This is a genomic window from Rheinheimera sp. UJ63 (assembly GCF_021568285.1).
Lineage (GTDB): Bacteria > Pseudomonadota > Gammaproteobacteria > Enterobacterales > Alteromonadaceae > Alishewanella > Alishewanella maricola.
Genome location: NZ_JAKGTQ010000002.1, coordinates 849,598 through 874,388, shown reverse-complemented (window position 1 = coordinate 874,388; position 24,791 = coordinate 849,598). Strand labels below are relative to the sequence as shown.

Here is a 24,791-nt window from a genome sequence, read left to right as displayed (position 1 = left end):
CAGCTATCGGTATGGAGTGCTATGAACAAGCCAATTCCCCAGCAAATGCGTGCCGTTTCGGTACAGCAACCCGGTAAAAACAGTGTTTTAGTATGGCAAAACCAAGCCATACCAGAATTGATGTCCGGTCAGCTATTAATTCAAGTGGCGGCCTGTGGGATTAATCGTGCTGATTTGATGCAGCGCCAAGGGTTGTATCCGCCACCGCCAGGCGATAGCGACATTTTAGGCTTAGAGGTAGCCGGTACCGTGGTAGCGGTGGCGGATGCCCGTTTAGAGGCTTGGCTGGGCCAGCAAGTGTTTGGTTTAGTCAATGGTGGCGGTTATGCCGAATATGTGGTGATGCCAGAAGCGCATGCCATGCCAGTACCGAATGGCTGGACCATGGCTCAGGCCGCAGCAACCGCAGAAACCTTTCTAACGGCTTACCAATTATTATTTACCGAAGGCCAAGCGCAACCTGGCCAGCGTGTGCTTATTCATGCGGGTGCCAGCGGTGTTGGCACTTCTGCTATTCAATTAGCCAAAGCTAAAGGGTTGCACAGTGCCGTTACGGTGGGCAGTGCAGACAAAGCCGAGGCGTGTTTAAAGCTTGGTGCTAAGTATGCCATCAACTATCGGCAGCAACAGTTTAGTGACGCGTTAAAACAGTTTTGGCCAGAAGGCATCAATCTGATCTTAGATCCGGTTGCCGGGCCTTATATTAATCAAGACGTCGCCTTATTAGCCCAAGATGGTAAAATCATTATCTATGCGATGATGGGGGGGCGCACGGTGCCAGAATTCGAATTAGTGCCGTTATTTCGAAAACGCGGCCAGCTCTGGTGCTCTACCTTACGTAATCGCGATTTAGCCTATAAGGGCAAGTTAACTGCAGACTTTATTAATGATTTTGCAGCAGATATGGCCAGCGGCAAGGTTACACCGGTGATCCAGCAACAATTCGCTGCCTCAGATGTCGAGCAAGCACACCAACTGCTGGCGTCGAATCAAACCATTGGTAAATTGGTTTTAACGTTTTAAATTGATTGGTGTTTCGCCAAGTGAAAGGACGACATACGCATGGCAGTAAGTTTTGGCAAGGCCACCTACGCAAAAACGGTGCAAAGGCTAATAGAGCGGATTTATAACCATAGTCCGTTGAAAGACTCCATTTATGAGCAAGCGGTGCTCTGGTTTGCCGCTAAGCCGCAAGAAGATGCGCAGGCTGCTGCGTTAGAGCAGCAATTGTATTTATTTGAAAACAATCAAAGCGGCGCGAAAGGTAAGGGTACAGCACGCAATTTAAAAGAGGCCGAAAGCCAATCTCAAGAATTCAATAATCACGTTGAAGAGGCGAAATTTCAGCGTTATAGCGAGCTAGAAGCGATTTGTTATGACGTATTACAACTATGCCAAAGTGACACCTTTGTGGATACGAACCAACAAACCGCCAAGATGCTCGGTACGATCCAATTAATGTCGCCCACTAAAGGCCGACAGGTCGCCAAGACCAACCAAAAAGCGCGCCATCTTTATAAAGCATTACTCAGTTTACGCCTGTTAGACCGTTTAGTTATGGACGGTCTGATTGATCATCCGTATATCATGGAATGTTATCAAGCCAGTAAAGAACTCCCTTACGCGGATAATGCTATTCACCATCCTTATCGCGATAACATTCATGTCACGGTGCTGATGGCGGCGATTTTACAAGATATCGGCCGTTGTCATCCCAGCTGCCAATTGCTGTTGAAAGGACCTGAAGGTAACTTCGATGAGTTTCGTGAACTCGAGGCGGATGAGCGCAATGCTTTTTTACAAGACAGTTACAATGAAGCCTTTACTTATGTGCAGCATGCACTGAGTAAGGGCCGTTATCGTGGACGCGATCGTGATGAGCGAGATCGCTTTGTGCGTGATGAAGAACAAAAACGTGAGTTATTGCTGTTGTTGCTGAAACAAGCGGCTCGGCCGCAAGAGGGCATTGGTAATGTGCTGCGGATCCCGCAAATCTATACCTCGATGGTGTTATCAACCAAGCAATCTTACAATTATGAAGATCTGCCAAAGGCCGCTTTGGCGCTAGATAAAAGTGCTGAGCTGGGCAAAATTAGTAAAAATAGTGTGGCGGGATTTTTGCGGATTGTCGGGATGTTTCCGCAAGGTTATGGCTTGCCTTATATTCCAAAAGACTCTGATGGTAACGACATGGATCGTTATGAATACGCCATCGTTGCCGGGCTTTATCCGAGTAATTTCCGCCAGCCGTTTTGTCGTATTGTGACCTACAGTTTAACTTACCAAGCGTCTGCGCGAGCTTGCGTGTTAAGCATTGAAAATAATTTATATTTTGCGCCAGCCCGTAAAAAGCTTGAAGTGATCCCTGAAGAGCGTTTGTTAGATATTTTACGCAAGCTCGTTTACGACTTCCAAGAGCGCATGGCTTCACCGCTCATTCCGAAGTTTTGGCATCCCTATGATTATTTTTTACATACCAAAAACCAAAACTTGTGGAATAAAGCCATAGTGATCTCGAACTAAGCCAGCAAAGCGCCCTAAGCCGAGCCAACTCGTGCTTAGGGTTTTGTGGTTGTTGATTCCGGCTCTACCAAGCTGTCAGAGGGAGCAAAAGGGGGCGCATCTTCTTGGATATTGGGCACAAAGCTGTTGTGTTGCACTGTCGGCTCAGAGGCAACATCTGACTGGGCGACGCCTTCTGCAGTTGCTTCATTTGCTGTCGTGCTTTGTTCTGCTAGCGGCTCAACATCATCACGCATTTGTTGCTGTACCAGCTCTTCATCAACTCGCGGATCTAAAGCGGCCGCTAAAGGCGATGACACTAAATCACCCGAAGCCAGTTGATAATCGGAAGGTTGCTGTTCGGATAGCAGTCGGGTCGCCACTTTTTGATTGTAATTCACCCGCGCCAAGCGCAAGAACAAGATCACACAACACACCGCCATATAGAGGTAAAGCATGCTATTACCAAACAGCTGCATGCTAAAAGAGGCCACTAAGGGCCCTAAGGTTGCCCCAATGCCAAAGGTTAGCAAAATAGTGGCGGATAGCGCGACACGCTCACTTTGTTCAATGCGCTGGTTGGCCATGGCTGTCGCCAGCGGATATAAAGTAAAGGCGAGGATCCCAAAACAGAAGGTCGCCGCTAACAACAGCAGGGTGTTAAGGGGGACTAAGGCAATCACTAACACAATCATGCCTAACAAAGCACTATTGATCCGGACCAGACGACTTCGCGGGATCCGATCCGATAGCTTACCCATCGGCCACTGCGCTAATAAGCCGGCTAAAATAGTGGCAGACATAAAACTGGCTACTTCGCTATTGCTAAGGCCAATACCCGCCGCAAAGGCTGGCGCTAAACCGTAAAACGAACCGGAGATCCCTCCCGCAATTAAAATGGTGGTGAGTGATTGCGGTACTTTACGCCAAAACGCCATGATTTTAAGCGGTGCAGGATGCAGCGGCTGTGGGTGAATGCGCCGAGTGAGCGCAATAGGCACAATGCACAGCGCATAACAGATGCCAACCAGTAATAACGGTTCTATTCCTAGCTGTGGAAAGAACGACAACAGCGTTTGACCGCCGACCATGCCAAGATAAGACACAATCATATAACCCGCAAACACTGAGCCACGTTGTGAGCTATCGGCTTGTTCGTTCAGCCAGCTTTCTAGCACCATATACTGACACATCATGCCGGTGCCCACGAGCACACGCAGCAGTAACCAAATTTCGAGTGTATCGGTAAGTGCGTGGCACAGGGCCGAGGCCGTTACAATACTGGCGCTGGCCACAAAAGTGCGAATATGACCCACCCGGGCAATAAGTTTGTGGCCTACTTTGGAGCCCGCAACCAGACCGAAATAGTAAGCCGACATCATGCCACCAATCCACAGTTGCTCGACACCATCGCGGGCTAATGACAACGCTAAATAGGTGGTCAGTAGGCCGGCTCCCAACACCATAATCAGCGTGGTGGAAAACAGCGACGAAAAACTGCGAAATGGCGATGGCATCCTTTACCTCTAAGTGTTGAACTGTGTTACGCGTTACTTAACGCGCATCCCAGGCTGAGCACCGTCATCTGGGCTTAACAAGAAAATATCACTGCCGCCAGGCCCTGCTGCGAGCACCATACCTTCAGATAAACCAAAGCGCATTTTGCGTGCAGCTAAGTTAGCGACCATCACCGTTTGGCGACCGACAAGGCTTTCTGGAGTATAGGCCGCTTTAATGCCTGCGAATACCTGACGGGTTTCACCCGCGCCAATATCTAAGGTTAATTGCACTAACTTGTCAGCGCCTTCAACCGGCGCGGCGGCAATAATTTTGGCGACGCGCAAATCGATTTTGACAAAATCATCAATGCTGATGGTGTCGCTAATCGGTTCACGCTCTGCACTTGCTATTGGCGCAGCAGCCGGTGCTTTCGCTTTTGCGGCTGTGCTGCTGGCATCTGCTGTGGGTTGTAAGTTTTCGGTAGACGCCGCGACCATGGCTTGCACTTTAACCGGATCGACACGCTGCATTAAGGCTTTAAACGGGTTAATCGCATGATTTAATAAAGGGCTTTGGTAGTGTTGCCACAGCAGTTCGGTATTTAAAAAGGCTTCGCTATCCGCGGCCATTTTCGGTAACACCGGCTTAAGATAATGCATTAACACGCGGAATAAGTTTAAACCCATAGAGCAAACATCATGCGTTTCTTGTTGTTTGCTCTCGTCTTTGGCTAATACCCAAGGCGCTTTGGCATCAATATATTGATTCGCACGATCAGCAAGCGCCATAATGTCGCGAATGGCCTTCGCAAATTCACGTTGCTCATAGCTTTGCGCAATGCTGCTACCGGCATTAATAAAATCTTGATACAGCTCTGGCTCGGCCAGCGTTGCCGACAAGGTGCCATTGAAGCGCTTACTAATAAAACCGGCACAGCGACTGGCGATATTGACCACTTTGCCGACGAGATCAGCATTCACTTTTTGCGTGAAATCTTCGAGGTTTAAATCGAGATCGGTAATACCACTGGTTAATTTGCTGGCAAAATAATAGCGAAGGTATTCAGGATCTAAGTGCTCTAGATAGGTACGTGCTTTGATGAAGGTGCCGCGCGATTTTGACATTTTCGCGCCATTTACCGTGACAAAACCATGTGCATAAACCGCGTTGGGTTTGCGAAAGCCCGCGCCCTCTAACATGGCAGGCCAAAACAGGCTGTGGAAATAAATAATATCTTTGCCGATAAAATGATAAACCTCGGCATCTGAGCCGGGTGCCCAGAAGCTGTCAAAATCGACATTGATGCGATCGCACAAATTTTTAAAGCTGGCTAAATAGCCAATGGGGGCATCTAACCATACGTAGAAAAACTTACCTGGCGCATCTGGAATTTCAAAACCAAAGTAGGGCGCATCACGGCTGATATCCCACATTTGGAGGCCATCTTTAAACCACTCTTGTAGTTTATTGGCCATTTCATCTTGCAGGGCACCGCTGCGTGTCCAGGCTTGCAACATCTCTGCAAAGGCCGGTAAGTCAAAGAAGTAATGTTCACTGTCTTTTAAAATGGGCGTTGCGCCTGACACAACCGACCGTGGATTCTTAACTTCTGTTGGGCTATAGGTTGCGCCGCAGACATCACAGCTATCGCCATTTTGATCTTGTGCGCCGCACTTGGGGCAATCGCCTTTGACAAAACGATCCGGTAAAAACATGGATTTTTGTGGATCGTATAACTGGCTAATGACTTTACGTTTAATATGTCCCGCAGCGTTTAAGCGGTTATAAATGGTATTGGCAAACTCGCGATTTTCTTCACTGTGCGTAGAATGATAATTATCAAAGGCCACGCCAAAGTCAGCAAAGTCAGTGCTGTGTTCAATTTTGGTTTGCGCAATCATCTGCTCAGGACTAATGCCTTGCTGCTGCGCTTTAAGCATGATCGGTGTGCCGTGGGCATCATCGGCACACACGTAATAACATTGATGGCCACGTGCTTTCTGAAAGCGGGCCCAAATGTCGGTTTGGATATATTCCAATAAATGACCAAGGTGGATGGGGCCGTTTGCATACGGCAGGGCGCTGGTGATCAGAATTTTCCGTGTTGACATTAAAGATCGCTCTTACATAAATGACTGAAAATATATGCGCTAATGATACTATAGCCGCCATTAAATCGCATCCGGCATTGTCAGATTGCTGGGAAAAATGCCACCCTTTTTGGTTTTTGAGGAGTCTCGATGTTTAATTGGCTGAAAAAATCAGCAGTAACCCAAACACCACAGGCTGAGCCTTGGCAAAACGCGTTGTTGGCAATTCGCCAACAGGCCCCGGTATTTAAAGCGATCCACACGGTTATTTTGGTCGCGTCGGGCAAAGGTGGCGTGGGTAAATCGACTACGGCTGCAAATTTGGCCATGGCGATGGCTAACGCGGGTGTGCGCACCGGCCTGCTTGATGCCGACATTTATGGCCCTTCTTTACCTACCTTGTTTGGCTTAACGGGGCAAAAGGTAAGCTCGCCCGACAACAAATTAATGCAACCCCTACAGCAGCATGGGGTAACATTGCAATCTATTGGTTTTTTAGTGGATCCCGAGGATGCCAGTGTTTGGCGTGGCCCAATGGCAAGCCAAGCTTTGCTGCAACTGATTAACGAAACGATTTGGCCGGAATTAGATGTATTATTGATTGATTTACCCCCAGGCACAGGTGATATTCAGTTAACTTTGTCACAAAAGTTACCGGTAACCGGCGCGGTTGTGGTGACTACACCCCAAGATTTAGCACTGGCCGATGCCCAAAAAGCCATTAGTATGTTTCGCCAAGTGTCTATTCCTGTACTGGGCTTAGTTGAGAATATGAGCTTTTACCTTTGCCCAAGCTGTGGTGCGCATGATGATGTATTCGGTAGTGCCGGGGGGCTAAGGTTGGCTGAGCGCCATCAAGTCCCGGTACTAGGGCAATTACCCTTGCAAGGGAGTATTCGTCAGCAGTCGGATCTGGGCGTGGCGTTAACACAAGGCGACGCGGCCATGGCCGCTTTGTATCATGATATTAGCTTGGCGCTATTAAAGCGGGTAAGCGGTGAATTACCGGAGCACGCTTCGGTTGAAATTAAAATAACGGATGATTAGACATGAGATTATGTGACCGCGATATAGAGCGCTACCTAGCCGACGGCAAAATTTGCATCACGCCAGCCCCCGATGTTGATATGATCAGTGGCGTGAGTGTCGATATTCGTTTGGGTAATAAGTTTCGAGTATTTGTGGCGCATGCCGCACCTTACATCGATTTAAGTGGCCCCCGTGCCGAGGTGGATGCGGCGTTACATTCCGTTATGAGCGATGAGATCGTGCTAGCCGATGATGGGGTATTTATTCTGCATCCTGGTGAATTAGCTATTGGTGTAACCTTAGAGTCAGTGACCTTGCCTGATGATATTGTGGGCTGGTTGGATGGCCGTTCGTCACTAGCGCGCTTAGGCTTAATGGTGCACGTGACGGCACATCGCATTGATCCGGGCTGGTCAGGTAATATCGTTTTAGAGTTTTACAACAGTGGTAAGTTACCCTTAGCTTTACGCCCTAATATGAAAATAGGCGCGTTAAACTTTGAACTGATGACCGGCCCTGCTGCCAGACCTTACAATAAACGGCTGGATGCGAAGTACAAAGAACAAACGGGGGCGGTTGCCAGCCGCATCAGCCATGACCATAAAGGTGGCTGATCTAAAAAATAAAAAGCCCACGTATCAGGTGGGCGCAAGCTTATAAAGCAAAAATGAAGCGCAATGATTATGCAATAAAACTGCATAGTCTGGCAACTGTGTGCTAGGCATTGTGGTTGGCTTCTGCGTTTTAAATGCATAAAAAATGATTTTTTATTAGCTCAATACAGCTCTAAAGGAAGTGAAATGAAATTATATGGCTCACAAACCTCACCTTATGTGCGGCGCATTCGTTTGTTACTGGCGGCACAGCCGTATGAGTTTGTTGATATGCAAATCTTTGCAGAAGGCGATCGTGAAAAGCTTTTAGCGTTGAACCCAACACTCAAAGTGCCGATGTTCGAGCATGACGGGCAAATGGTGTTCGATTCAGGGGTTATTTACCGTTACCTCACCACGGTTTTATCATTACCCGCCTTAAGCTGGTATCAAGAGAATCAATTAACGGTGATTAACGCCATTAATGATTCATTGGTTACGTTGTTTTTATCGACGCGCAGTGGCTTAGATACTAATGAAGATCGGTTGTTTTTTAATATACAAAAACAACGTATTGCCGCTTCGATGTTCGTGCTAGAGCAACAAGCGCAAAACCATGAGTTTGCAGAGTGGAATTATGTCGCGATGTCACTTTACAGCTTACTAGACTGGGTGATCTTTAGAGAACTGTTAGAATTAGACGAATACCCAGCGCTGCAGGCCTTTTACGCTGAAAGTAAACAACAAGCTGCCATTGCAACCACCGATCCGCGTTTAACTTAAGATCTTGGGTAGTAAGTTAAAAATAGCGAAATAGCGAAATAGTGAAATAGCGCCATGGCGACGTTCATGCCATGGCGTAATAACTTAGCCTTGCTGCAACACTTCCGGTTCAATTAACACGCTTTGCGTCGCATCAGATAACCAAATTTGGCTTTCGCTAATATTACATTGAATTTGCATATTACGGTTAAACAGCTTAGCCATATCCGCTACTGCTTGTTCAGGAATGTCGATAACGGTTAAATTTTGATAGCGAGCTAACGCCGCGCTGTTGGCTTTCCACCACACTGGAACAACGCGGCCACCATAGCAATATAGTGTTACCTTTTTAGCGCGGTTACAGGCTTTTCTCAGCCATTTCTCATCAACTTGACCAAACTCAACCCAATGCGCAATTACACCATCTAAACCTAAGTCCCACAACTCTGCTTCATCTTCACTACCGCTAAGCCCTTTGGTAAAACCTAAGGTTTCATTGGCATTAAGGGCAAAAGCCAGTAATCGCACCATTAATCGTTCGTTATTTTCAGAAGGATGCTGCGCCAAGGTTAAACTGTGATCGGCGTAGTAATGCCGATCCATATCCGCAATTTGCAATTGTACTTTGCACACTGTCGCTTTAAGCGCCATAACCATTCCCAGCTTTAAAAAAAACGCAGTGTACCTTAAAGCCTGAAGCTTTGAATAGTGAGCTGATGGCAGCAATGGGTTAGGGCAAGGTTATCTGCAGTGTGTTGCACAACCTTCAGGGGCAAAAACCTTCGGCGTCAGATACCGAGCTATCTACCGCCTGTTCCTGCTGAAGCTTTATGCTAAGCGATAGCTTTGGCGTCAGATACCGAGCTCTCAGATAGTTTTTAAAGCCTCTCGCCAACGGCGAAACTGACAAGCCCCAACGGTTCTTTTGGCATCACGATACGTGTGCATAAACTGCCAAAAGGCAGAAAAAATATTCGGTGCTTTAAAATATATGAGCTTGTATGTATATACAGTTTTAGGTGAATTTATTGTTATTAAGTAAATTGCTAGTTTAAAACACGCTTTCTACAATAGGTTCAAAAGAGCTAGAGAAAATCTGTTGATTTACGCGATGTTGTTAGATAGTTTAACTATTTAACAAAAGATAGAAGGGCGTTTACATGATTAGTAATAATGGGCGCTCCAAACTATTAAGCTGTTATGAAGATACCTAGGGCACTCAAGCAAATGGATGGTTATGAATTTGAATAATGTTTTTCAGTTTAGTATTCAATATTTAATTCCATTTTTGGGGCTACCTCTTCTTGGTGTTATTGTCGGCGCTTGGCTAACTAATTCTTTCTTTCCATTTAGATTAAAACGTAGGGAATGGCGTTGGGAAAAGGAGTTATGGGCAAAGGAGCGGTTCTTCGAAACAGTTGCTCGGATCAATTTTATTTCGAAACATTACCTAAAAGGTGAGTGTGATGATCATTTTTCCATGTCGAGCCTTGATATGGTTGAAGCAGACAAAGAAATTTTGAGACTGATTAAAGAGTTGCATGCTGAAGGACACAAAATTAAGTTATATCTAAAAAAATCTGATGCGCAGATTTTCGAGCAATATTTAACTGACAGCCAAAATGGATATGATTGTGCTAAAGAGAGCTGGGGGCAGTGGCACCAAGGAGACGAAATTGCTGAGATTCAACATACCGAGGGAAGTATTGCGTGGCAAGGGAAACTTGCCAAGAAAGTTCTTGAAAAGTTTGATTAATCTTCATAACAAAGCCAGTCAGCAACGGCCACTATGTGGCCTGGACCTCAAATCCGCTGCGCGGCTTTTTGGCCGCTGCTGGCAGCGTTGAGGCTGTAGAAAAACCTCTTTTCACGCGATCAAGTTTGTGATCAAATAGCGTTGCCTGGTTAAAAAGTGGACAACGCCTGATGCCAAAATATATCCCTTACGACTACAACCAAAATGCCATGGTTGTGATTAATTACCTTGATCAACTGCAGCCTGGCACGTTTGAACATGCCATTCATTACCTGATTGATAACAAGCTGGACTTGTCGATATTTCACTGCAAATACCAGAATGAAGATAATGGTCGCCCAGCGTATGATCCTGCGGTGCTTTTGAAAATCATTCTGTTCGCTTATTCCAAAGGCATTACCTCAAGCCGTGAAATCCAGTGGTGCTGCGAAACGAACATTATCTTTAAAGCCTTGTCGTGCGATACCGTGCCGCACTTTACGACGATAGCAGCCTTTGTCAGTGGCTCATCGGTGCAAATTGCCCAGCTTTTTGAGCAGGTGTTATTGGTTTGCCATCAACAAGGGTTGTTAGGCAATGAACTATTCGCTATCGATGGCTGCAAAATGTCTTCTAACGCTGCCAAGGAATGGTCAGGCACGTTTAAAGAGCTGAGCGCTAAAAGGGATAAACTCAAGCGGCAAATTCGCTACCATCTGGAACAGCATAAAAAGTTGGATGCGCAGGCGAACGCCGATGACGAGCGTAAAGCTAGGCACCAGCAAAGCATAGAGACACTTAATAAAGCGCATGACAAAATCGAACACTTTTTAAAGACCGCCAGTCCACGGATGGGCCAGGGCAAACAGCGCAAGGAAGTGAAAAGTAATATCACCGACAACGAATCAGCCAAAATGACCACCAGCAAAGGCACTATTCAGGGTTACAACGGTGTGGCTGCTGTGGATAAGAAGCATCAGATAATCGTGGATGCACAAGCGTTCGGAGAAGGGCAAGAGCATCACACATTGGTGCCGGTGTTAGAAAAGATAAAGCAGCGCTATAAACGGATGGGGATTAGCGAGGATATCTTTGCCGGTAATACTATCGTGACGGCCGATACCGGCTTTGCGAATGAAGCCAACAATAGCTATTTATACCAACAGAAGATAAATGGTTATGTACCGGATAACCAGTTTAGAAAGCGTGACCCGAAATTCAGCGAGCAAAAGCAGAAGTACGGCAAGCGGCACCAAGATAAGGCGGTTGGACAAAAGGTTGTTATTCCGGCCAGTGCTTTTGAATTTGACCCGATAGCGATGACCTGTGTTTGTCCTTCGGGGTTATTGCTATCAAGCCGAGGCATTAGGCCGGAACCTGACGGTCAACAACGCGCATTGTTTACCGGTAAGCTCTTGCAGTGCCGAGGTTGTGATTTAAAAGAGCAATGCATGGTACATCCTGAGTCCGCCAATCATCGAAAGGGAAGCGGTCGACAAGTATCCTTTTTACTTAAAGCTAATGCACCGCCAAATTACACTGATTGGATGAAGCAGCGGGTAGATAGCGAAGCCGGTAAACAAATCTATAGTCATAGGATGTCGGTAGTAGAGCCGGTGTTTGGCAATATTGGCACTAACAAAGGGCTAAAACGCTTTAGTTTGCGTGGTAAAACCAAAGTACAAGGCCAATGGCAGTTGTTCTGTATGGTGCATAACTTAGAGAAAGTAAGCCGATATGGCAAAGTGGGGTAAAACTAGGTGAGAAGTGGTATAAACTCCGCTAATAGTGCGCCTACAGAAGCAAATTAACATCAGAATAAATCTTGTCTTGAAATTCTCACCAGAAACCTGCAAAGTTGATAACAAATAATAAACAGAATAGCCGAAGTGGAAATGCTGTGTTCTGAGCAGGTTTTTCTACAGGCTCGTTAGTGTTTTAAGGAGATTTTTTGAAATTCATTTTGTTATCGTTCTTTGTGTTGTCCTTTTCTGTGGTCGCAGAACCGAAGCTTTCAAAGGTTGGGGACTTTGAGCTGGAATATGAAATCGCTGGCAGTGGTGAGTATACAGTCCTGCTGGAAGGCGGTGCTGGTGCAGGTCTATCTGACTGGGATCCGGTCTTCTATAAAATTGCTGAGAAAGCGACAGTTATTCGCTACTCAAGGGTAGGTAATGGCAATTCAACTAAAATAAAGCGTCATTTTACTTCTGACGAGTATGCTCATTATGCCAGCAACCTTTTACTAAATTTAGGGATTACGCAGCCTGTCATTTTAATTGCTCATTCTTATGGCGGTAATGTAGCTCGAGATTTTGCAGTGGCTTACCCTGCTCAAATACAGGCACTACTTATGCTTGATCCGTCTTCGGAGCATGATGTAGATATTATGCGGGCTATTAATTTAGAGCAGGCTAACAAAGAAATTGCTGCGGTAAAGCTTGCTGATATGGAAAATGGTATGTCAAACAACTACTTGGATTTTTGGAGTAAGAGACCTTTACCGAACTACCCACAAATCAAAGACATGCCAGTTACTGTTATTGCCTCGATCAAAAAAAATCCCAATCCTCCGCACTTGCTTGATAGTGATCAAGGTGTATTCAAGTGGGGTGAGACATGGAAACAATGGGCCGAAGCTTTTCCACAAGGGCGGGCAGTGTTAACAGAGATGAGTGGTCATTTTGTGCAGTTTGACGAGCCTGAATTAGTAGTTGGTGAACTTACCCTAATTATTGAGCGGCTTATAAAACACTAACAAGGCGCTATTGTCGCCGCTAACGCATTTGGAACGGCTTACGCTGCGCTTCAGCCGCCCCAAAGCTTTGCGTTAGCGGCTTTTTCCCTTCACCACATACAAGGAAGTTAAAATGAAAATTAAGGCAAGTTTATTGGTTACTACTTTACTGGCGTCGGCGTCCTGTTTCGCGGCTGACACTTATCAAGTATCTACATCTGTGTACTCTCAAGGAAAACGAGTGGCAGCTCCAACCATGATGGTTGAAGCAGATAAAATGGCGTCAATCACTATGGATAATGGCTTTAGCTATACCCTCACCGTTACGCCAAACCAAGATGAGACCGCAGGTGTTGTAGCTGTTGTTACCGTGGGTGATAGCACGATACATCCTTCATTTACTGTTGCCTACGGCAAAGAAGCAACAATAGCAATTGCTGAGCAAAAACTCACGCTAATGATTAATAAGGTTAGCAGCTAACAATTTGCTTCATTCGGCTTACGGCCCTTCGACGCTGACAAGTTGGCACACATGCGCGGGACGTTACGTATCCTCTTAATTAAATTATGGAGTGTTAGATAAATGGAAAATCAAGAGTACGCTGGTTTCTGGATTCGTTTTGGAGCGGTTTTAATTGATCTGGTCGTTATAATAATTGTCTGCTTCGTTCCTTTAACGCTTATTTATGGAGAGGAATACTGGGTTGGTGAACAGTTATATTATGGGTTTTGGGACTTAATATTTAGCTATATCCTGCCCTTTGTCGCAACTATTTGGTTTTGGCTTCGTTTTTTCGGAACACCAGGAAAAATGGCTTTACGTCTGAAAATAGTAGATGCAAAAACCGGTGGCAAGCTATCCCTAGGTCAGGCTATTGGTCGATATTTCGCATACATAGTTGCAGCTCTTTGTAAAGTCAAGTTCATAGGTAACACTTCGTTAAACAAACATAGGTTACAGTTTTACAGTCCAGTAATTCGTATCAGTGCTAATATCAAAGCGTCCCAACTTGTAAAAACCGAAAAACACATCGTAAATTCCTTCGTCAACTTCTTCTATACCCACCCACTCACCAGCTAATAAATTTGAGACATAAGCCTGTCCGTTCTTCCAATAAAATACGCCTGATTTCATTACTTTCTTGACACTGTAATAGCCAGGATAAATCAACGGCGGAAGCTTTTTAGGGAAAGGCCGCAAAGAGGGCTTATAGCAATCTGAAGGGGTTTTTAAATCAAGCGATTCATGGGGACGTTCATTATTGTATTCTGTTTTAAATGTCTCAAATTGTGTCTGCATCTCACTCATAGATGAAACACTGGCTAAGTTAATCGCTTTTTTTAACGTACGGTGCATTCGCTCATGCTTACCATTTTGTTGTGGCCTACCAGGCTGAGTTCGTTCAGGATAAATACCTAATCTAATCCACCACATCGATAAAGTAGATAACCCTCCCGCTCCCTTAGTCGCAAAAGGGGCGCCATTGTCACTTCTTATCCGCTCGGGTAATCCATATTCATTAAATAACCGTCTAAATGTGCTGATGGTGGCTTTATGTCCGTTTGTTACCTGCCCCTCACAACCTAATAAATAGCGGCTATTATCATCCATCACAGTGAGTGGATAACAGAGTTCACCGTTATTCATTTTTAACTCGCCCTTGAAGTCTACTGACCATAATTCATTAGGCTCTGTTGAAGGTTTTAGCTTGCCTGTGTGTCGAGGAACGCGCTTTTTAATATGTTGTTTTTCAACTAATCCTAACTTTGTCAGGATTTTATGAATGGTGGTAACAGAAGGAGGGGTGACATCCGGGTAGATGACTTGTAATTTCCTTTGGATCTTTTTAGCGCCTAATGTGATCATTGGGCTCGTTCGTAATTCTTCGATTTTTTTACGGATTGAGTAAGGCGTCTCGCATGGGTGTGAATGCGGTTTACGACTTAACTCCTTTAAACCATCTTCATTGTTTTCTTTATAGCGGTTTAGCCATTTATAGCCGGTTTTTCGACTGATCCCATAACGCTCGCAAATGACTGAGAAAGGTTCATTCTTACGCAAGCAATCAGCAAGAAATAATAATTTATTATCCATTAGGTTTAACTCATTCCAAGGCATAAGCACCTCCTCATTTGGGATGCTTATAGTTTATGAAAAGTGTTACCCATGTATCGATAACAAAGTGTTACCTATGTTTATAACTCATACATCTTCCCTTATTGTTGGGCTATATCTGGGTTGGAGTAGATAAGCGAAAACAAGGTCTTCACGACAAATTAGCAGGCACCGTAGTAATTCGCCAACTAGGTAAAGAGCCAGTTAAATTTGACCAAAATGCTTAACAAAGACACCAATTTCGAGCCTATCGGCGCCGGACAACCTACGCTATGTTCCGGCTGCCGGTTTTGGCGATATTAAATTAATAGTAGTCTTGCGAAAGATTTTAATGTTCAACTTAATTTAGGATTAAATTTATGATGGGTGGAATAAGTATTTGGCATTTTTTAATCATAATGGTTTTGCCATTGATCCATGTGATCCTATCAAGCCGTTCCCACGGTGGTGCAAAGTTTGGTTGGTCTTTAGCGGTTGTATTTTTTCCGTTACTTAGCTACATCATTTACTTGATCGTGACTCAGCCTGCAAAGAGAGTACAACAGCGCTAATGGCATTTAATAAGGCCAGTCAGCAACGCTGCCGTTATTCGCGCCACCTCAAATTAGCTGCATTGCTTTTCGGCCGCGGCTGGCTGCGTTAGGCTGCTGGCATGAAAAATTACCCTACAATAACATTGGTTGCCTTTATTGTTCTTTGTGGATGCACTCGCTCATCGTATTTTGCTGAGCTTGATCCAAGAGCAAAATCGGTGAATTCATCGAAATATGGAAAGGGTAAATATTTTTATCATTACTCTAAATTTATTTTTCCAAGTGTAAATGATGCCCAAGAGAAAGAAGAATATTTCAATTTTGTGCAAACAGAAATTGAGCAAAAAATTGCTGGAAATCAGGCTTGTACCATTATCCCAGAGTCGCTGTCGTACTATGGCGAAGGCGGCGTTGTCAGTGTTCTGGTGAAATGCAATGAACCCTAACACGTGCTTTAAACAACCCGCTTAAACTCGTTGGAAACTCAATAAGTTGGTCAAGTAATATGCATTGTACTTGTCTTTTTTAAAGCACATGTTGAGGTGTTTATAATCCTATTTATTACACACCCTCGAAGTTAGATACTTAACGTTGAGGGTTATTTTTTAAGCGGGATATACTCTTTATCGTCGCCGATGACGTTGGGGAATTTGCCATTTTGCCAATCCGCTTTTGCTTGCTCTATCCGCGCTTTACTGAAAGATACAAAATTCCAGTGCAAATAAGGGGTTACAGTAAATTTTTCGCCTCCTAGCATGATAAATCGTCCGCTCTGCAGAACCGTCATTTCAGAGTCGATATCATCGAGCAAGACAAACTCACCCGCACCATAGGTTACTCCGTTAATGTCTATTTTTCCGCTAATAGGGAATATCGCGGTTTCATACGTTGGATGGGGTCTGGCAATTTTGCTGTTTTCATCTGCCGTTATGTCGATATAAAACATCGGCGAGTAAGTTTTAACGGGTGAGCTCATGCCGTAAGCTTCGCCGACAATGAGCCGCATCATAACACCCTCGTGAATGAGGTGGGGTAGTTGCTGTTTTTTTACATGAGTAAAAGAGGGGTCAAGTTCAGCCATCTGCTCTGGTAGTGCGATCCAGCACTGTAAGCCATTAATGGCGTGCTTGTTCGCTCTTACTTCAAAGGTTTCTCGCTCGGAATGGGTTATGCCTTTACCTGCTGTCATCCAGTTGACATCTCCTGGATGTATTTCGACATGATGTCCTAACGAATCTCTATGCAAAATACTGCCTTCGAACAAATAAGTTAGTGTGCTTAGGCCAATATGTGGATGCGGTCGCACATTGATACCTTGCCCAGCAGGAAAATCATGTGGGCCAATTTGGTCAAAAAATATAAAAGGCCCAACCATTTTTTTATCTTGGTGAGGCAGCACTCTTTTTACTTGTAAGCCACCTAAATCATGTGTTGTTGCCTTCAGTACTTTTGCCATGTGGTACTCCTTAACAATGCAGAAATTAAGTCTACTTAGCACGGTATCATTCTAAACAGGGTAATAATATTAGAATAAAAGAAGCGAATAGTTCTATTTAAAAGAACTAATGCGCAGGTTCTGATTGACATGGACCAGAATAACCTTGGAACCTTTGAGGTCAGATACCGAGATCTTTTTTTAAGCAGAGCTTAACGTTTTCGCCGTTGGCGAGATACTTTCTTTTGTGTCGCCAAAAGAAAGTATCCAAAGAAAATGCGACCCAATTTCGCTCGAAAGCCCGACTGCTCATACGTTGTCCAAGGCGTAAACGTCACTCGCGCTATGCTTCGTCGCCGCACTCAAACACCCGTTTTCTTAAAACCTTGGCCAACGATGATCAGCCGGCTCGCTGCAAAGGGAGTGAATATCCGTTGAGGTATTTGCTTAGCTTCTATAGCTTGTTGGTGACTATCGCCTTGAAATAATTCATCTAACAACGAGGCACTTTTTAAAGGATCCAAAAGAAAATTTATAGCCAATGGCGAAAAGGTTAATGGTTATGGTAAAAATGAAGTAAATTTAATGCTTAATTGCCAATTCAAATTGTTTGTTTTCAGAAAACGAGATCTGGTGTTACTACAGTTTTATTTCGTTGTGCAATCAATAGTATTTTTCATTCCGAGGATGGTATGGCTAGAGTTCGCTGCATGTTTATTTTAATTGGAATGAGTTTTTTAGTGTTAACGTCTATTGGTGATAGCTATTATCGAGATTGGGTATACGCCAATCAAATAGCCGATTTTGGTTTGGCAGATTATCTGCCAAGTATTACCGGAACCATTACCTCAATTTTTTTATTAATCGGTTTAGCAAAAGACTGGATAACTAAAGCACCCGAATCAGCATTGTGGATCACATGTGGTTGCGCAACTTATGAGTGTTTACAGCCCGTTGTGGGAACCGGAGTGTTTGATCCGCAGGACTTTATTGCTGTTTTTGTCACAGGGGGTATTGTTGTGTTTATGCTTAACAAAGTAAATGCAAGCATCTTGCGTACTGTAGAACATCAAGCGTAATAAGCATCATAGCCAGCGGTCGCTTGTTCCGCAAAAAACTGATTTGTTAGCTTGTTCGAAACCTTCAGAGTCAGATAACGAGCACTTGATATACCCTTATTCTAAACACCTTGCTCAACAGTATTCAATTGCCTCGCCGCAAGAGCGGGGCATATTCTTAGAAGTATGCATTTAGCTGTTGAGCTTTCATGTAAGTTGCCGTGAGTGACTCTGACCCGCTTTGGGGCTGTAGTCGCATTCTGGCTTTATTCGTAAATTTGCTAGCAAAGCTCTCATCGTCAGGTGAGGGCAGTGATAACAAAGTGTTTTATCCGCCTAAGCGATAGCCACCTAGGCGGTATTTAAAATGCTATATCAAGGCTTAATGAGCTTTGGTTTGCTCGGTGGCATGACGATATAACTCATTGACCTTATGCCAATTCACAATAGTCCACCAAGCCGTAGCGTAATCACCACGCTTGTTTTGATACTGTAAATAATAGGCATGCTCCCAAACATCCAGCGCAAGTATGGGGGTACCTTGCACTTCCACCACATCCATCAAGGGGTTGTCTTGATTAGCTGTCGATGTTACCTGCAGTTTGTGCTTTTTATCCACGATTAACCATGCCCAACCAGAGCCAAAACGGGTAGCTGCTGCCTGATTAAACGACTTTTGCATGGCATCGATAGAGCCAAAATCACGTTCGATGGCTTTTTTTAAGGCCGCTGAAGGCTCGCCAACATCAGCCTGTGGCGCCATTAATTGCCAAAAAAGTTGATGATTATAATGACCACCACCATTGTTTCGTACCGCCGTATTAAAGCGTGATATTTGCGACATCATCACTTCAAGTGACAGTGAGGCTAACTCTGGGGTGCTTGCTACTTGGGCGTTTAAGTTATTCACATAGGCTTGATGGTGCCTGCCATGGTGAATTTGCATGGTGTCTTTATCGATAACCGGTGCAAGTGCATCTGCAGCATAAGGCAGCGGGGTTAACGTAAAGGGTTCAGCGTGGGCACTGGCAGCAAGGAATAAACAAAGTAAGGTTGCAGGGAGTTTCGCTTTGAGAATAGTTAACACGGTATTGTACTCCTATGAAGATGAGGTTTTACCAATTTAGGGACTGACTAATCCTACAGTAGTATGATGCTGCCCGATCACTTTAATTTTAAAGTAGGGACCAATCGGCAATAAAACGCGACAAGGTGTTTTAAGAATAGGGGTAATAGCGATTGTTTAGGCTTGGCGTTGTGTTAACAAGCGCTAGAAATGTCGTCATCGTGAGCGTCATTAATTTCTAGAGGGCAATCATACTAGGGCCGCGTGATGCACCTTTTTACCGGCATTAATGAGCATTGGCTCTGCAATTTAAAGCACTTACGACAGCAAATAAAGCGGCATAATAGCTAAAAGGGTGCGCGACAAACCGCAGATATAAAAAAAGCCAGCTCGCTTTAAGCTAACTGGCTTTTGATAAGAATTTATTGGTCGGTACGAGAGGATTCGAACCTCCGACCCCTTCACCCCCAGCGAAGTGCGCTACCAAGCTGCGCTACGTACCGACTCAAGCGCGTATCATAATGATTCTCAGCGATAATGCAATGCCCGTTTAACTGTATGCTGAATATTTCGACATGCAGCAAGCACACTTTGAATTCACTTAAGGTTCAGCCTTGGCGAATAGGATTAGGGTTCAAGTAGTAAAGGGGATACACAAATGCAAAAACGTATTTTAACAAGCATGCTATTGACTAGCATTGCGGGCTTAACCGCATGCGGCGGTGAAACAACCTCTGAGCCAATGTTAGCAACCTTTAGTTTAGCGGTCAGTGATGCGCCAGTGACTGAGGCAAAAGCGGTGGTGGTGTGTTTTACCGATGTCGAACTGACTGGTAATGGCTTAAGTCGTCAACGTGTGGTGATTGGTCAAGATCCGAGTGCTGCCAATGTTAACAACCTTTGTCGCGACAATCAGGGAAATGTTGTTGCAAATGCGCGTGGTATCGACTTATTAACGTTACCTGGCGCAAAAGCAGAAGCACTCGTCAGCCAAGCTGAACTTCCCCCTGGTAACTATGGGCAATTAAGATTGGCGATAGCTGAAGGCAGTTATGTCGAATTATTAGATGGCAGCCGCCAAGCACTTCGAGTGCCTTCAAACGAATTAAAGCTCGGTGGGGTCACGTTATCAGCCGGCGGTACTTTTAGCTATACGCTCGAGTTTGACTTACGCAAAGCCATGGTTAATCCGCCTGGGCAGAATGGTTATCTACTAAAACCGACAGGGTTACGTTTAGTCGATGACAGTGCTATCGGTCACTTAACGGGGCAGGTTTCTGAAACCTTACTCATCAATAATAACTGCACTGTGGCACCCGCTGATAAATCCGAGCCGGTGGCTACCGTATATTTGTATGCAGGCGCCGATCGGCCATTAGCTGAATTGTCTGATAATGGCGGCAATAAAACTTACGCACCCTATACCAGTACGAATGTCTATTTTGACGGTGTAAGTACCTATAATTATGGTATCGGTTTCATTGATGCTAATACCTACACTGCGGCGCTTAGCTGTGATGTTACTGACGATCCAGAGATCGCCGATGCTATTGATTTTCTGCAAGCAAAAAACGTGGTAATACCGACCAGTAAAACTGCCGTGAGTTTGAATTTTACGGAATAAGAGCCACTTACTCAGCCGCGCCCGGTCTTTTGGTCGATTTAATCTACTTAAAAGCAGGGCGTTTTTTATCACTTGTTTATGTAAAATAACGACATGGCATAAGCTCTGTTTTGTATAAATACCCGCCACTTAGTTGCAAAAAAACCATCAAACGTCAACAAGCCTTAATCTTAATTAGGATTGTGCTGGTCAATTCTGTATAACCCAGTAAAATAGTTGCTCTTTTACCCAGACAAAGTAGTGAGTACTGTGGCAGAGCAAGATATTTACGCCGATATCCGGCCTTATCATGATGACGAAGTCGCGCCAGCGATCGCCCGTTTAATTGCAGATGACGAATTTATTCATGCCATTCTCCATTATCGTTTCCCGCATTTAGCTGGGCCTTTGGGCTGGTTATTATCACCACTGGTGAAATTCTCGTTAAAACGCCGTTGGTCACGTTTAGATAACGTACAAGCGGTGCAGCGTCAGGTCGCGACCTTTATGGAGCGAATGATAGAAAGTAGTACCAATAAAATCACGGTATCTGGTTTAGAACATTTAACACCAGGCAAAGCTTACTTGTTTGTCTCTAATCACCGTGATATTGCGATGGATCCGGCTTTAGTAAATTGGTGTTTATATCACCATGGTTTAGATACCGTGCGCATTGCCATTGGCGACAACTTATTACGTAAGGCCTGCGCCTCGGAGTTAATGCGATTAAATAAAAGTTTTATTGTTAAGCGCGGTGCCAAAGGCCCACGTGAAATGCTGAAAAACTTTACCTTGTTGTCGTCTTACATTAAACATTCGTTAGAGCATAAACACTCTGTGTGGATCGCGCAAAAAGAAGGTCGCGCTAAAGATGGCTTGGATGAAACGGATCCGGCGATTTTGAAAATGTTTTATATGGAAGGCAAAAAACGCGGTGAAAGCTTTGCTGAATATATAGCAGGGCTAAATATTGTGCCGGTATGTTTGTCTTACGAATATGATCCTTGCGATGTCGATAAAATCAACGAATTGTGGCAAAAACAAACCTCCGGTTCTTACCAAAAAACGGAATTTGAGGATATAGATAGTATTATCAAAGGGATCGTTGGCTTTAAAGGCCGGGTTCATGTGGCGTTTGCAAAACCACTTACCGAGGTGCCTGCAGATCCCGATGCACTTGCCCGGCTAATTGACCAGCACATTTGGCAAAACTACCGTTTATATCCGGTTAATTATCTGGCCGCAGGTTTAACACATGCTTCGGTTGATGAAAAACTAGTGGAGTTATGGCAACAGCGTTTGCAAACGGTACCGCAAGGCGCGACCTCATTAATGAGCGCCTTATATGCGGCTCCGATCATGAGGCAGTCTGAACTAGAGTGAGTTATTTAGTTGCCGTTACACTGCTGTGGGCGTTTTCGTTTAGCTTAATTGGCGTTTATTTGGCTGGCCAAGTGGATGCTTATTTTGCGGTGTTAATGCGTATTGCGCTCGCGGTGCTGGTGTTTTTGCCTTGGCTGCTACGTAAACCTGTGGCCTTAGCCGATGCATTTTTATTGGCCGCGCTTGGCGCGGTGCAATTAGGCTTAATGTATATTTTTTATTATCAGTCTTTTTTATTACTGAGTGTGCCACAGATCCTGGTGTTTACCATCTTTACCCCGGTCTATATAACATTGCTGTATGATGTGCTTGATGGCCATTTTAATCCCCGCTTTTTATTTGCAGCCTTACTCGCCGTAGTGGCAGCAGCTGTGATGCGCGATACACTACCCGCAGTGAATTATTGGTTAGGCTTTTTAGTGGTGCAGGGGGCAAACTTTTGTTTTGCCGCAGGCCAGGTGGGCTATAAAAAGTTTATGGCCAGCAAAGCGCACCTAAACGCAGGCCATCAGCAATTTGGCTGGTTTTATGTCGGTGCTTTAGTGATTGCGCTACCGGCTTGGTTATTACTGGGGCAAGCACAATATCCCACTACGTCAGTACAATGGGCAGTTTTGCTTTGGCTAGGATTAGTGGCTTCAGGTGCAGGCTATTTTTGGTGGAACAAAGGCGCTTCACAGGTTTCTAGCGGTACCTTAGCGGTGATGAATAATGCTTTGATCCCTGCAGGTTTGCTGGTCAATATTCTGATCTGGCAGCGTGATACAGACTTAACCAAGTTAGTCTTGGGTATCGCTTTGTTATTGCTTTCATTGTGGTTGTGTCGTCGCCACGCAGTATAGGAAATAAGTTTTATGGCTAGGCAAGTTAGCTACACCTTTAAAGGCCAAAAGAAAGTTATCGCCTTTAGTTATGATCGTTTTGTTGATTTATATGAAGCCGTTGCGGCAGCTGAAGGGATAGATCTTACGGCGTTTTTAGCCATGGAGCAGCAATTACATCATACGGCTAAAGATAAAGCCGCAGTAAAAAACTTTCGCTCGCAATCATTCAGTAAAATGGGATTTGCAGATATCGCCTTTGTGCGAGAGAATCCCTAACACGATATGCGACCGGCGTGCCAGGCCAAGGTATTTGCCGTACGCGCTGTTATTTGATGATGCCAAATTAGAGAAAATGTTATGAAAATCACCTGCAATTTTGACAGTGGTAATATCGAGGTGTTACACGCCACGGATCCAGCAAACATTCAATTGGCGATCCGAAAAGATCATCAATCAGAGTTCTTTCAGTGGTTTCACTTTCGTTTAAACACCTCACACACTGAACCGCACACCATCAAAATTATGAATGCTGGTCAATCGGCTTACCCAGAAGGCTGGGAAGGTTATCAAGCGGTGGCTTCTTATGATCGACAAACGTGGTTTCGCGTAGATACCAGTTATGCAGACAACGTATTAACCATTCATCATTATCCAGAAGCGGAGTCAGTGTACTTTGCTTACTTTGCGCCTTATAGCTATGAACGGCATCAAGACTTGCTGCACTTTGCCCAAAATGATTACAACTGTCGGTTAGTCGAGTTAGGTGAAACTCTGGATGGCCGTGATATGACCATGCTGGTTGTCGGCGAGCCAGCTGAGCATAAAAAGAAGATTTGGATCATTGCTCGGCAACACCCTGGCGAAACGATGGCCGAATGGTTTGTTGAAGGCTTACTGGATCGATTATTAGATGAAGATGACGGTGTGGCTCGGTTACTGTTAGCCAAAGCGGTATTTTACATTGTGCCCAATATGAACCCGGATGGCAGTGTGCGCGGGCATTTACGGACTAACGCCGCAGGCGTTAATTTAAACCGTGAATGGCAAAACCCGAGCATGACAGAAAGCCCAGAGGTGTACTTAGTTCGGGAAAAAATGCAAGAAATCGGCCTAGACATGTTCTTAGATATTCATGGTGACGAAAATCTGCCGTATAACTTTGTGGCCGGCGCAGAAGGTGTTCCGTCTTACAATGCCAAAATGCAACAGCTAGAGCAGGCATTTAAAACGGCATTACAACTGGTAACTCCAGAGTTTCAAACCCAGTTTGGTTATGACAAAGACGAGCCGGGTAAAGCGAATTTAACGGTGGGCAGTAACTGGGTTGCTGAGCACTTTGGTTGTTTAGCGTACACCTTAGAAATGCCGTTTAAAGATAACGCCAACCTGCCAGACGAGGCTTTTGGTTGGTCAGATGTACGTTCAATGAAACTCGGCCATGACACCCTTACCGCGGTATTGGCCGTAGTTGATGAGTTACGATAGGACCTATTAGACATGGCGATTATTTCTTGTCCGGTGTGTGCAAACCGGATCTCAAACAAAGCGGCAGAATGTCCAAAGTGTAAAACCAATTTAGGGGAAGCCAGCCCAGAAAAGCTGGCCTCGAAACATCGAGAGCAAATGGCTCGTCAAGCGCAATCACTGATGAACCAGTCGATGCTGGCCTTGCTGTTATTTTTGGCCGGATTTGGTATTTTGTATTGGTGGCAGCCTGAGAATGGCAGTTATAACCAGTATGTTTCAACCGTAGCGATAGCCTTAGGCTTTGGTTGGTATGTGGTGTGTCGCGCACGAATTATTTGGTTAAAGCGAAAAAAATAGT

General features: G+C 44.8%; 24 protein-coding genes, 1 tRNA gene and 1 pseudogene. 19 read left to right on the top strand and 7 right to left on the bottom strand.

Annotated features, from left to right (window positions below; translation table 11 throughout):
• Positions 1-21: 21 nt before the first annotated feature.
• Entirely contained in the window at positions 22-1,023 is a 1,002-nt protein-coding gene (locus L1N97_RS10005) for an NAD(P)H-quinone oxidoreductase (protein ID WP_236129686.1), read from the top strand.
• A 39-nt stretch (positions 1,024-1,062) separates the two neighbouring features.
• Positions 1,063-2,523 carry a hypothetical protein gene (locus tag L1N97_RS10000; protein WP_236129685.1) on the top strand — a complete coding sequence of 487 codons (1,461 nt, stop codon included), beginning with the start codon at positions 1,063-1,065 and terminating at the stop codon, positions 2,521-2,523.
• Positions 2,524-2,558: 35 nt separating this feature from the next.
• Here L1N97_RS10000 and L1N97_RS09995 read toward each other — a convergent pair whose 3' ends face one another.
• Positions 2,559-4,019 carry an MFS transporter gene (locus L1N97_RS09995; RefSeq protein ID WP_236129684.1) on the bottom strand — a complete coding sequence of 487 codons (1,461 nt, stop codon included), beginning with the start codon at positions 4,017-4,019 and terminating at the stop codon, positions 2,559-2,561.
• Between the two features lie 33 nt (positions 4,020-4,052).
• Positions 4,053-6,113 carry a methionine--tRNA ligase gene (metG, locus tag L1N97_RS09990; protein WP_236129683.1) on the bottom strand — a complete coding sequence of 687 codons (2,061 nt, stop codon included), beginning with the start codon at positions 6,111-6,113 and terminating at the stop codon, positions 4,053-4,055.
• A gap of 129 nt (positions 6,114-6,242) precedes the next feature.
• On the opposite strand from metG, the gene L1N97_RS09985 reads away from it, so the two are divergent.
• From L1N97_RS09985 to L1N97_RS09975, 3 genes are all read left to right on the top strand, one after another.
• Positions 6,243-7,139 carry an Mrp/NBP35 family ATP-binding protein gene (locus L1N97_RS09985; RefSeq protein WP_236129682.1) on the top strand — a complete coding sequence of 299 codons (897 nt, stop codon included), beginning with the start codon at positions 6,243-6,245 and terminating at the stop codon, positions 7,137-7,139.
• Between the two features lie 2 nt (positions 7,140-7,141).
• Complete coding sequence (dcd, locus tag L1N97_RS09980) at positions 7,142-7,735, top strand: dCTP deaminase (RefSeq protein WP_226751655.1); 594 nt, start codon at positions 7,142-7,144, stop codon at positions 7,733-7,735.
• Positions 7,736-7,921: 186 nt separating this feature from the next.
• Positions 7,922-8,497 carry a glutathione S-transferase family protein gene (locus L1N97_RS09975; RefSeq protein WP_236129681.1) on the top strand — a complete coding sequence of 192 codons (576 nt, stop codon included), beginning with the start codon at positions 7,922-7,924 and terminating at the stop codon, positions 8,495-8,497.
• Positions 8,498-8,581: 84 nt separating this feature from the next.
• Here L1N97_RS09975 and L1N97_RS09970 read toward each other — a convergent pair whose 3' ends face one another.
• Complete coding sequence (locus L1N97_RS09970) at positions 8,582-9,127, bottom strand: YaeQ family protein (protein WP_226751653.1); 546 nt, start codon at positions 9,125-9,127, stop codon at positions 8,582-8,584.
• A gap of 586 nt (positions 9,128-9,713) precedes the next feature.
• On the opposite strand from L1N97_RS09970, the gene L1N97_RS09965 reads away from it, so the two are divergent.
• The 5 genes and pseudogenes from L1N97_RS09965 to L1N97_RS17075 all read left to right on the top strand — a co-directional run.
• Positions 9,714-10,232 carry a hypothetical protein gene (locus L1N97_RS09965; protein ID WP_236129680.1) on the top strand — a complete coding sequence of 173 codons (519 nt, stop codon included), beginning with the start codon at positions 9,714-9,716 and terminating at the stop codon, positions 10,230-10,232.
• Between the two features lie 170 nt (positions 10,233-10,402).
• A complete protein-coding gene (locus L1N97_RS09960; RefSeq protein WP_229588548.1) occupies positions 10,403-11,965 on the top strand; it encodes a transposase in 1,563 nt (520 codons plus the stop codon).
• 197 nt (positions 11,966-12,162) lie between these two features.
• Positions 12,163-12,969, top strand: coding sequence for an alpha/beta fold hydrolase (locus tag L1N97_RS09955; protein WP_236129679.1), 807 nt, complete (start codon positions 12,163-12,165; stop codon positions 12,967-12,969).
• A gap of 112 nt (positions 12,970-13,081) precedes the next feature.
• Complete coding sequence (locus L1N97_RS09950) at positions 13,082-13,429, top strand: hypothetical protein (RefSeq protein ID WP_236129678.1); 348 nt, start codon at positions 13,082-13,084, stop codon at positions 13,427-13,429.
• Between the two features lie 102 nt (positions 13,430-13,531).
• Positions 13,532-13,849: pseudogene (locus L1N97_RS17075) on the top strand (RDD family protein); the annotation flags it as partial.
• Between the two features lie 54 nt (positions 13,850-13,903).
• On the opposite strand, the gene L1N97_RS09945 reads toward L1N97_RS17075, so the two are convergent.
• Positions 13,904-15,067, bottom strand: a complete 1,164-nt coding sequence (locus tag L1N97_RS09945) for an integrase core domain-containing protein (RefSeq protein ID WP_236129677.1) — start codon at positions 15,065-15,067, stop codon at positions 13,904-13,906.
• A 356-nt stretch (positions 15,068-15,423) separates the two neighbouring features.
• Between L1N97_RS09945 and L1N97_RS17070 the strand changes: the two genes are divergently transcribed.
• Together L1N97_RS17070 and L1N97_RS09940 are read left to right on the top strand one after the other, a co-directional pair.
• On the top strand, positions 15,424-15,615 hold the full coding sequence (locus L1N97_RS17070) for a PLDc N-terminal domain-containing protein (RefSeq protein ID WP_371930772.1): 192 nt from the start codon (positions 15,424-15,426) through the stop codon (positions 15,613-15,615).
• Positions 15,616-15,716: 101 nt separating this feature from the next.
• Positions 15,717-16,043 (top strand): hypothetical protein, encoded by a 327-nt coding sequence (locus tag L1N97_RS09940; protein WP_236129676.1) that lies wholly within the window; start codon positions 15,717-15,719, stop codon positions 16,041-16,043.
• Positions 16,044-16,195: 152 nt separating this feature from the next.
• Here the strand turns inward: L1N97_RS09940 and L1N97_RS09935 are convergent, their stop codons facing one another.
• Positions 16,196-17,053 carry a pirin family protein gene (locus L1N97_RS09935; protein WP_236129675.1) on the bottom strand — a complete coding sequence of 286 codons (858 nt, stop codon included), beginning with the start codon at positions 17,051-17,053 and terminating at the stop codon, positions 16,196-16,198.
• Between the two features lie 689 nt (positions 17,054-17,742).
• On the opposite strand from L1N97_RS09935, the gene L1N97_RS09930 reads away from it, so the two are divergent.
• Positions 17,743-18,111: a hypothetical protein gene (locus tag L1N97_RS09930; RefSeq protein ID WP_236129674.1), complete on the top strand. Its 369-nt coding sequence runs from the start codon at positions 17,743-17,745 to the stop codon at positions 18,109-18,111.
• A gap of 361 nt (positions 18,112-18,472) precedes the next feature.
• Here the strand turns inward: L1N97_RS09930 and L1N97_RS09925 are convergent, their stop codons facing one another.
• Positions 18,473-19,177: a superoxide dismutase gene (locus L1N97_RS09925; protein ID WP_329605549.1), complete on the bottom strand. Its 705-nt coding sequence runs from the start codon at positions 19,175-19,177 to the stop codon at positions 18,473-18,475.
• A gap of 405 nt (positions 19,178-19,582) precedes the next feature.
• Positions 19,583-19,659: transfer RNA gene (locus L1N97_RS09920), tRNA-Pro, on the bottom strand.
• 155 nt (positions 19,660-19,814) lie between these two features.
• Here L1N97_RS09920 and L1N97_RS09915 point away from each other — a divergent pair.
• The 6 genes from L1N97_RS09915 to L1N97_RS09890 all read left to right on the top strand — a co-directional run bounded on the left by L1N97_RS09915 (position 19,815) and on the right by L1N97_RS09890 (position 24,790).
• Positions 19,815-20,780 carry a DUF4382 domain-containing protein gene (locus tag L1N97_RS09915; protein ID WP_236129673.1) on the top strand — a complete coding sequence of 322 codons (966 nt, stop codon included), beginning with the start codon at positions 19,815-19,817 and terminating at the stop codon, positions 20,778-20,780.
• A 240-nt stretch (positions 20,781-21,020) separates the two neighbouring features.
• Positions 21,021-22,142, top strand: a complete 1,122-nt coding sequence (locus L1N97_RS09910; protein WP_236129672.1) for a 1-acyl-sn-glycerol-3-phosphate acyltransferase — start codon at positions 21,021-21,023, stop codon at positions 22,140-22,142.
• Positions 22,139-22,984: an EamA family transporter gene (locus L1N97_RS09905; RefSeq protein ID WP_229585599.1), complete on the top strand. Its 846-nt coding sequence runs from the start codon at positions 22,139-22,141 to the stop codon at positions 22,982-22,984. The genes L1N97_RS09910 and L1N97_RS09905 overlap by 4 nt, the downstream gene beginning before the upstream one ends.
• 12 nt (positions 22,985-22,996) lie before the next feature.
• A complete protein-coding gene (locus L1N97_RS09900) occupies positions 22,997-23,242 on the top strand; it encodes a DUF2960 domain-containing protein (RefSeq protein ID WP_226751645.1) in 246 nt (81 codons plus the stop codon).
• A gap of 81 nt (positions 23,243-23,323) precedes the next feature.
• Positions 23,324-24,451 carry a M14 family metallopeptidase gene (locus L1N97_RS09895; protein ID WP_229585600.1) on the top strand — a complete coding sequence of 376 codons (1,128 nt, stop codon included), beginning with the start codon at positions 23,324-23,326 and terminating at the stop codon, positions 24,449-24,451.
• A 12-nt stretch (positions 24,452-24,463) separates the two neighbouring features.
• Complete coding sequence (locus tag L1N97_RS09890; protein WP_226751643.1) at positions 24,464-24,790, top strand: zinc ribbon domain-containing protein; 327 nt, start codon at positions 24,464-24,466, stop codon at positions 24,788-24,790.
• Position 24,791 lies beyond the last annotated feature (1 nt).

Excerpts from the sequence above, each read along its gene's own strand:
- L1N97_RS10005 (WP_236129686.1), top strand. The coding sequence starts at position 22 with ATGAACAAGCCAATTCCCCAGCAAATGCGTGCCGTTTCGGTACAGCAA.
- L1N97_RS10000 (WP_236129685.1), top strand. The coding sequence starts at position 1,063 with ATGGCAGTAAGTTTTGGCAAGGCCACCTACGCAAAAACGGTGCAAAGG.
- L1N97_RS09995 (WP_236129684.1), bottom strand. The coding sequence starts at position 4,019 with ATGCCATCGCCATTTCGCAGTTTTTCGTCGCTGTTTTCCACCACGCTG.
- metG (WP_236129683.1), bottom strand. The coding sequence starts at position 6,113 with ATGTCAACACGGAAAATTCTGATCACCAGCGCCCTGCCGTATGCAAAC.
- L1N97_RS09985 (WP_236129682.1), top strand. The coding sequence starts at position 6,243 with ATGTTTAATTGGCTGAAAAAATCAGCAGTAACCCAAACACCACAGGCT.
- dcd (WP_226751655.1), top strand. The coding sequence starts at position 7,142 with ATGAGATTATGTGACCGCGATATAGAGCGCTACCTAGCCGACGGCAAA.
- L1N97_RS09975 (WP_236129681.1), top strand. The coding sequence starts at position 7,922 with ATGAAATTATATGGCTCACAAACCTCACCTTATGTGCGGCGCATTCGT.
- L1N97_RS09970 (WP_226751653.1), bottom strand. The coding sequence starts at position 9,127 with ATGGCGCTTAAAGCGACAGTGTGCAAAGTACAATTGCAAATTGCGGAT.
- L1N97_RS09965 (WP_236129680.1), top strand. The coding sequence starts at position 9,714 with ATGAATTTGAATAATGTTTTTCAGTTTAGTATTCAATATTTAATTCCA.
- L1N97_RS09960 (WP_229588548.1), top strand. The coding sequence starts at position 10,403 with ATGCCAAAATATATCCCTTACGACTACAACCAAAATGCCATGGTTGTG.
- L1N97_RS09950 (WP_236129678.1), top strand. The coding sequence starts at position 13,082 with ATGAAAATTAAGGCAAGTTTATTGGTTACTACTTTACTGGCGTCGGCG.
- L1N97_RS09945 (WP_236129677.1), bottom strand. The coding sequence starts at position 15,067 with ATGCCTTGGAATGAGTTAAACCTAATGGATAATAAATTATTATTTCTT.
- L1N97_RS17070 (WP_371930772.1), top strand. The coding sequence starts at position 15,424 with ATGATGGGTGGAATAAGTATTTGGCATTTTTTAATCATAATGGTTTTG.
- L1N97_RS09940 (WP_236129676.1), top strand. The coding sequence starts at position 15,717 with ATGAAAAATTACCCTACAATAACATTGGTTGCCTTTATTGTTCTTTGT.
- L1N97_RS09935 (WP_236129675.1), bottom strand. The coding sequence starts at position 17,053 with ATGGCAAAAGTACTGAAGGCAACAACACATGATTTAGGTGGCTTACAA.
- L1N97_RS09930 (WP_236129674.1), top strand. The coding sequence starts at position 17,743 with ATGTTTATTTTAATTGGAATGAGTTTTTTAGTGTTAACGTCTATTGGT.
- L1N97_RS09915 (WP_236129673.1), top strand. The coding sequence starts at position 19,815 with ATGCAAAAACGTATTTTAACAAGCATGCTATTGACTAGCATTGCGGGC.
- L1N97_RS09900 (WP_226751645.1), top strand. The coding sequence starts at position 22,997 with ATGGCTAGGCAAGTTAGCTACACCTTTAAAGGCCAAAAGAAAGTTATC.
- L1N97_RS09895 (WP_229585600.1), top strand. The coding sequence starts at position 23,324 with ATGAAAATCACCTGCAATTTTGACAGTGGTAATATCGAGGTGTTACAC.
- L1N97_RS09890 (WP_226751643.1), top strand. The coding sequence starts at position 24,464 with ATGGCGATTATTTCTTGTCCGGTGTGTGCAAACCGGATCTCAAACAAA.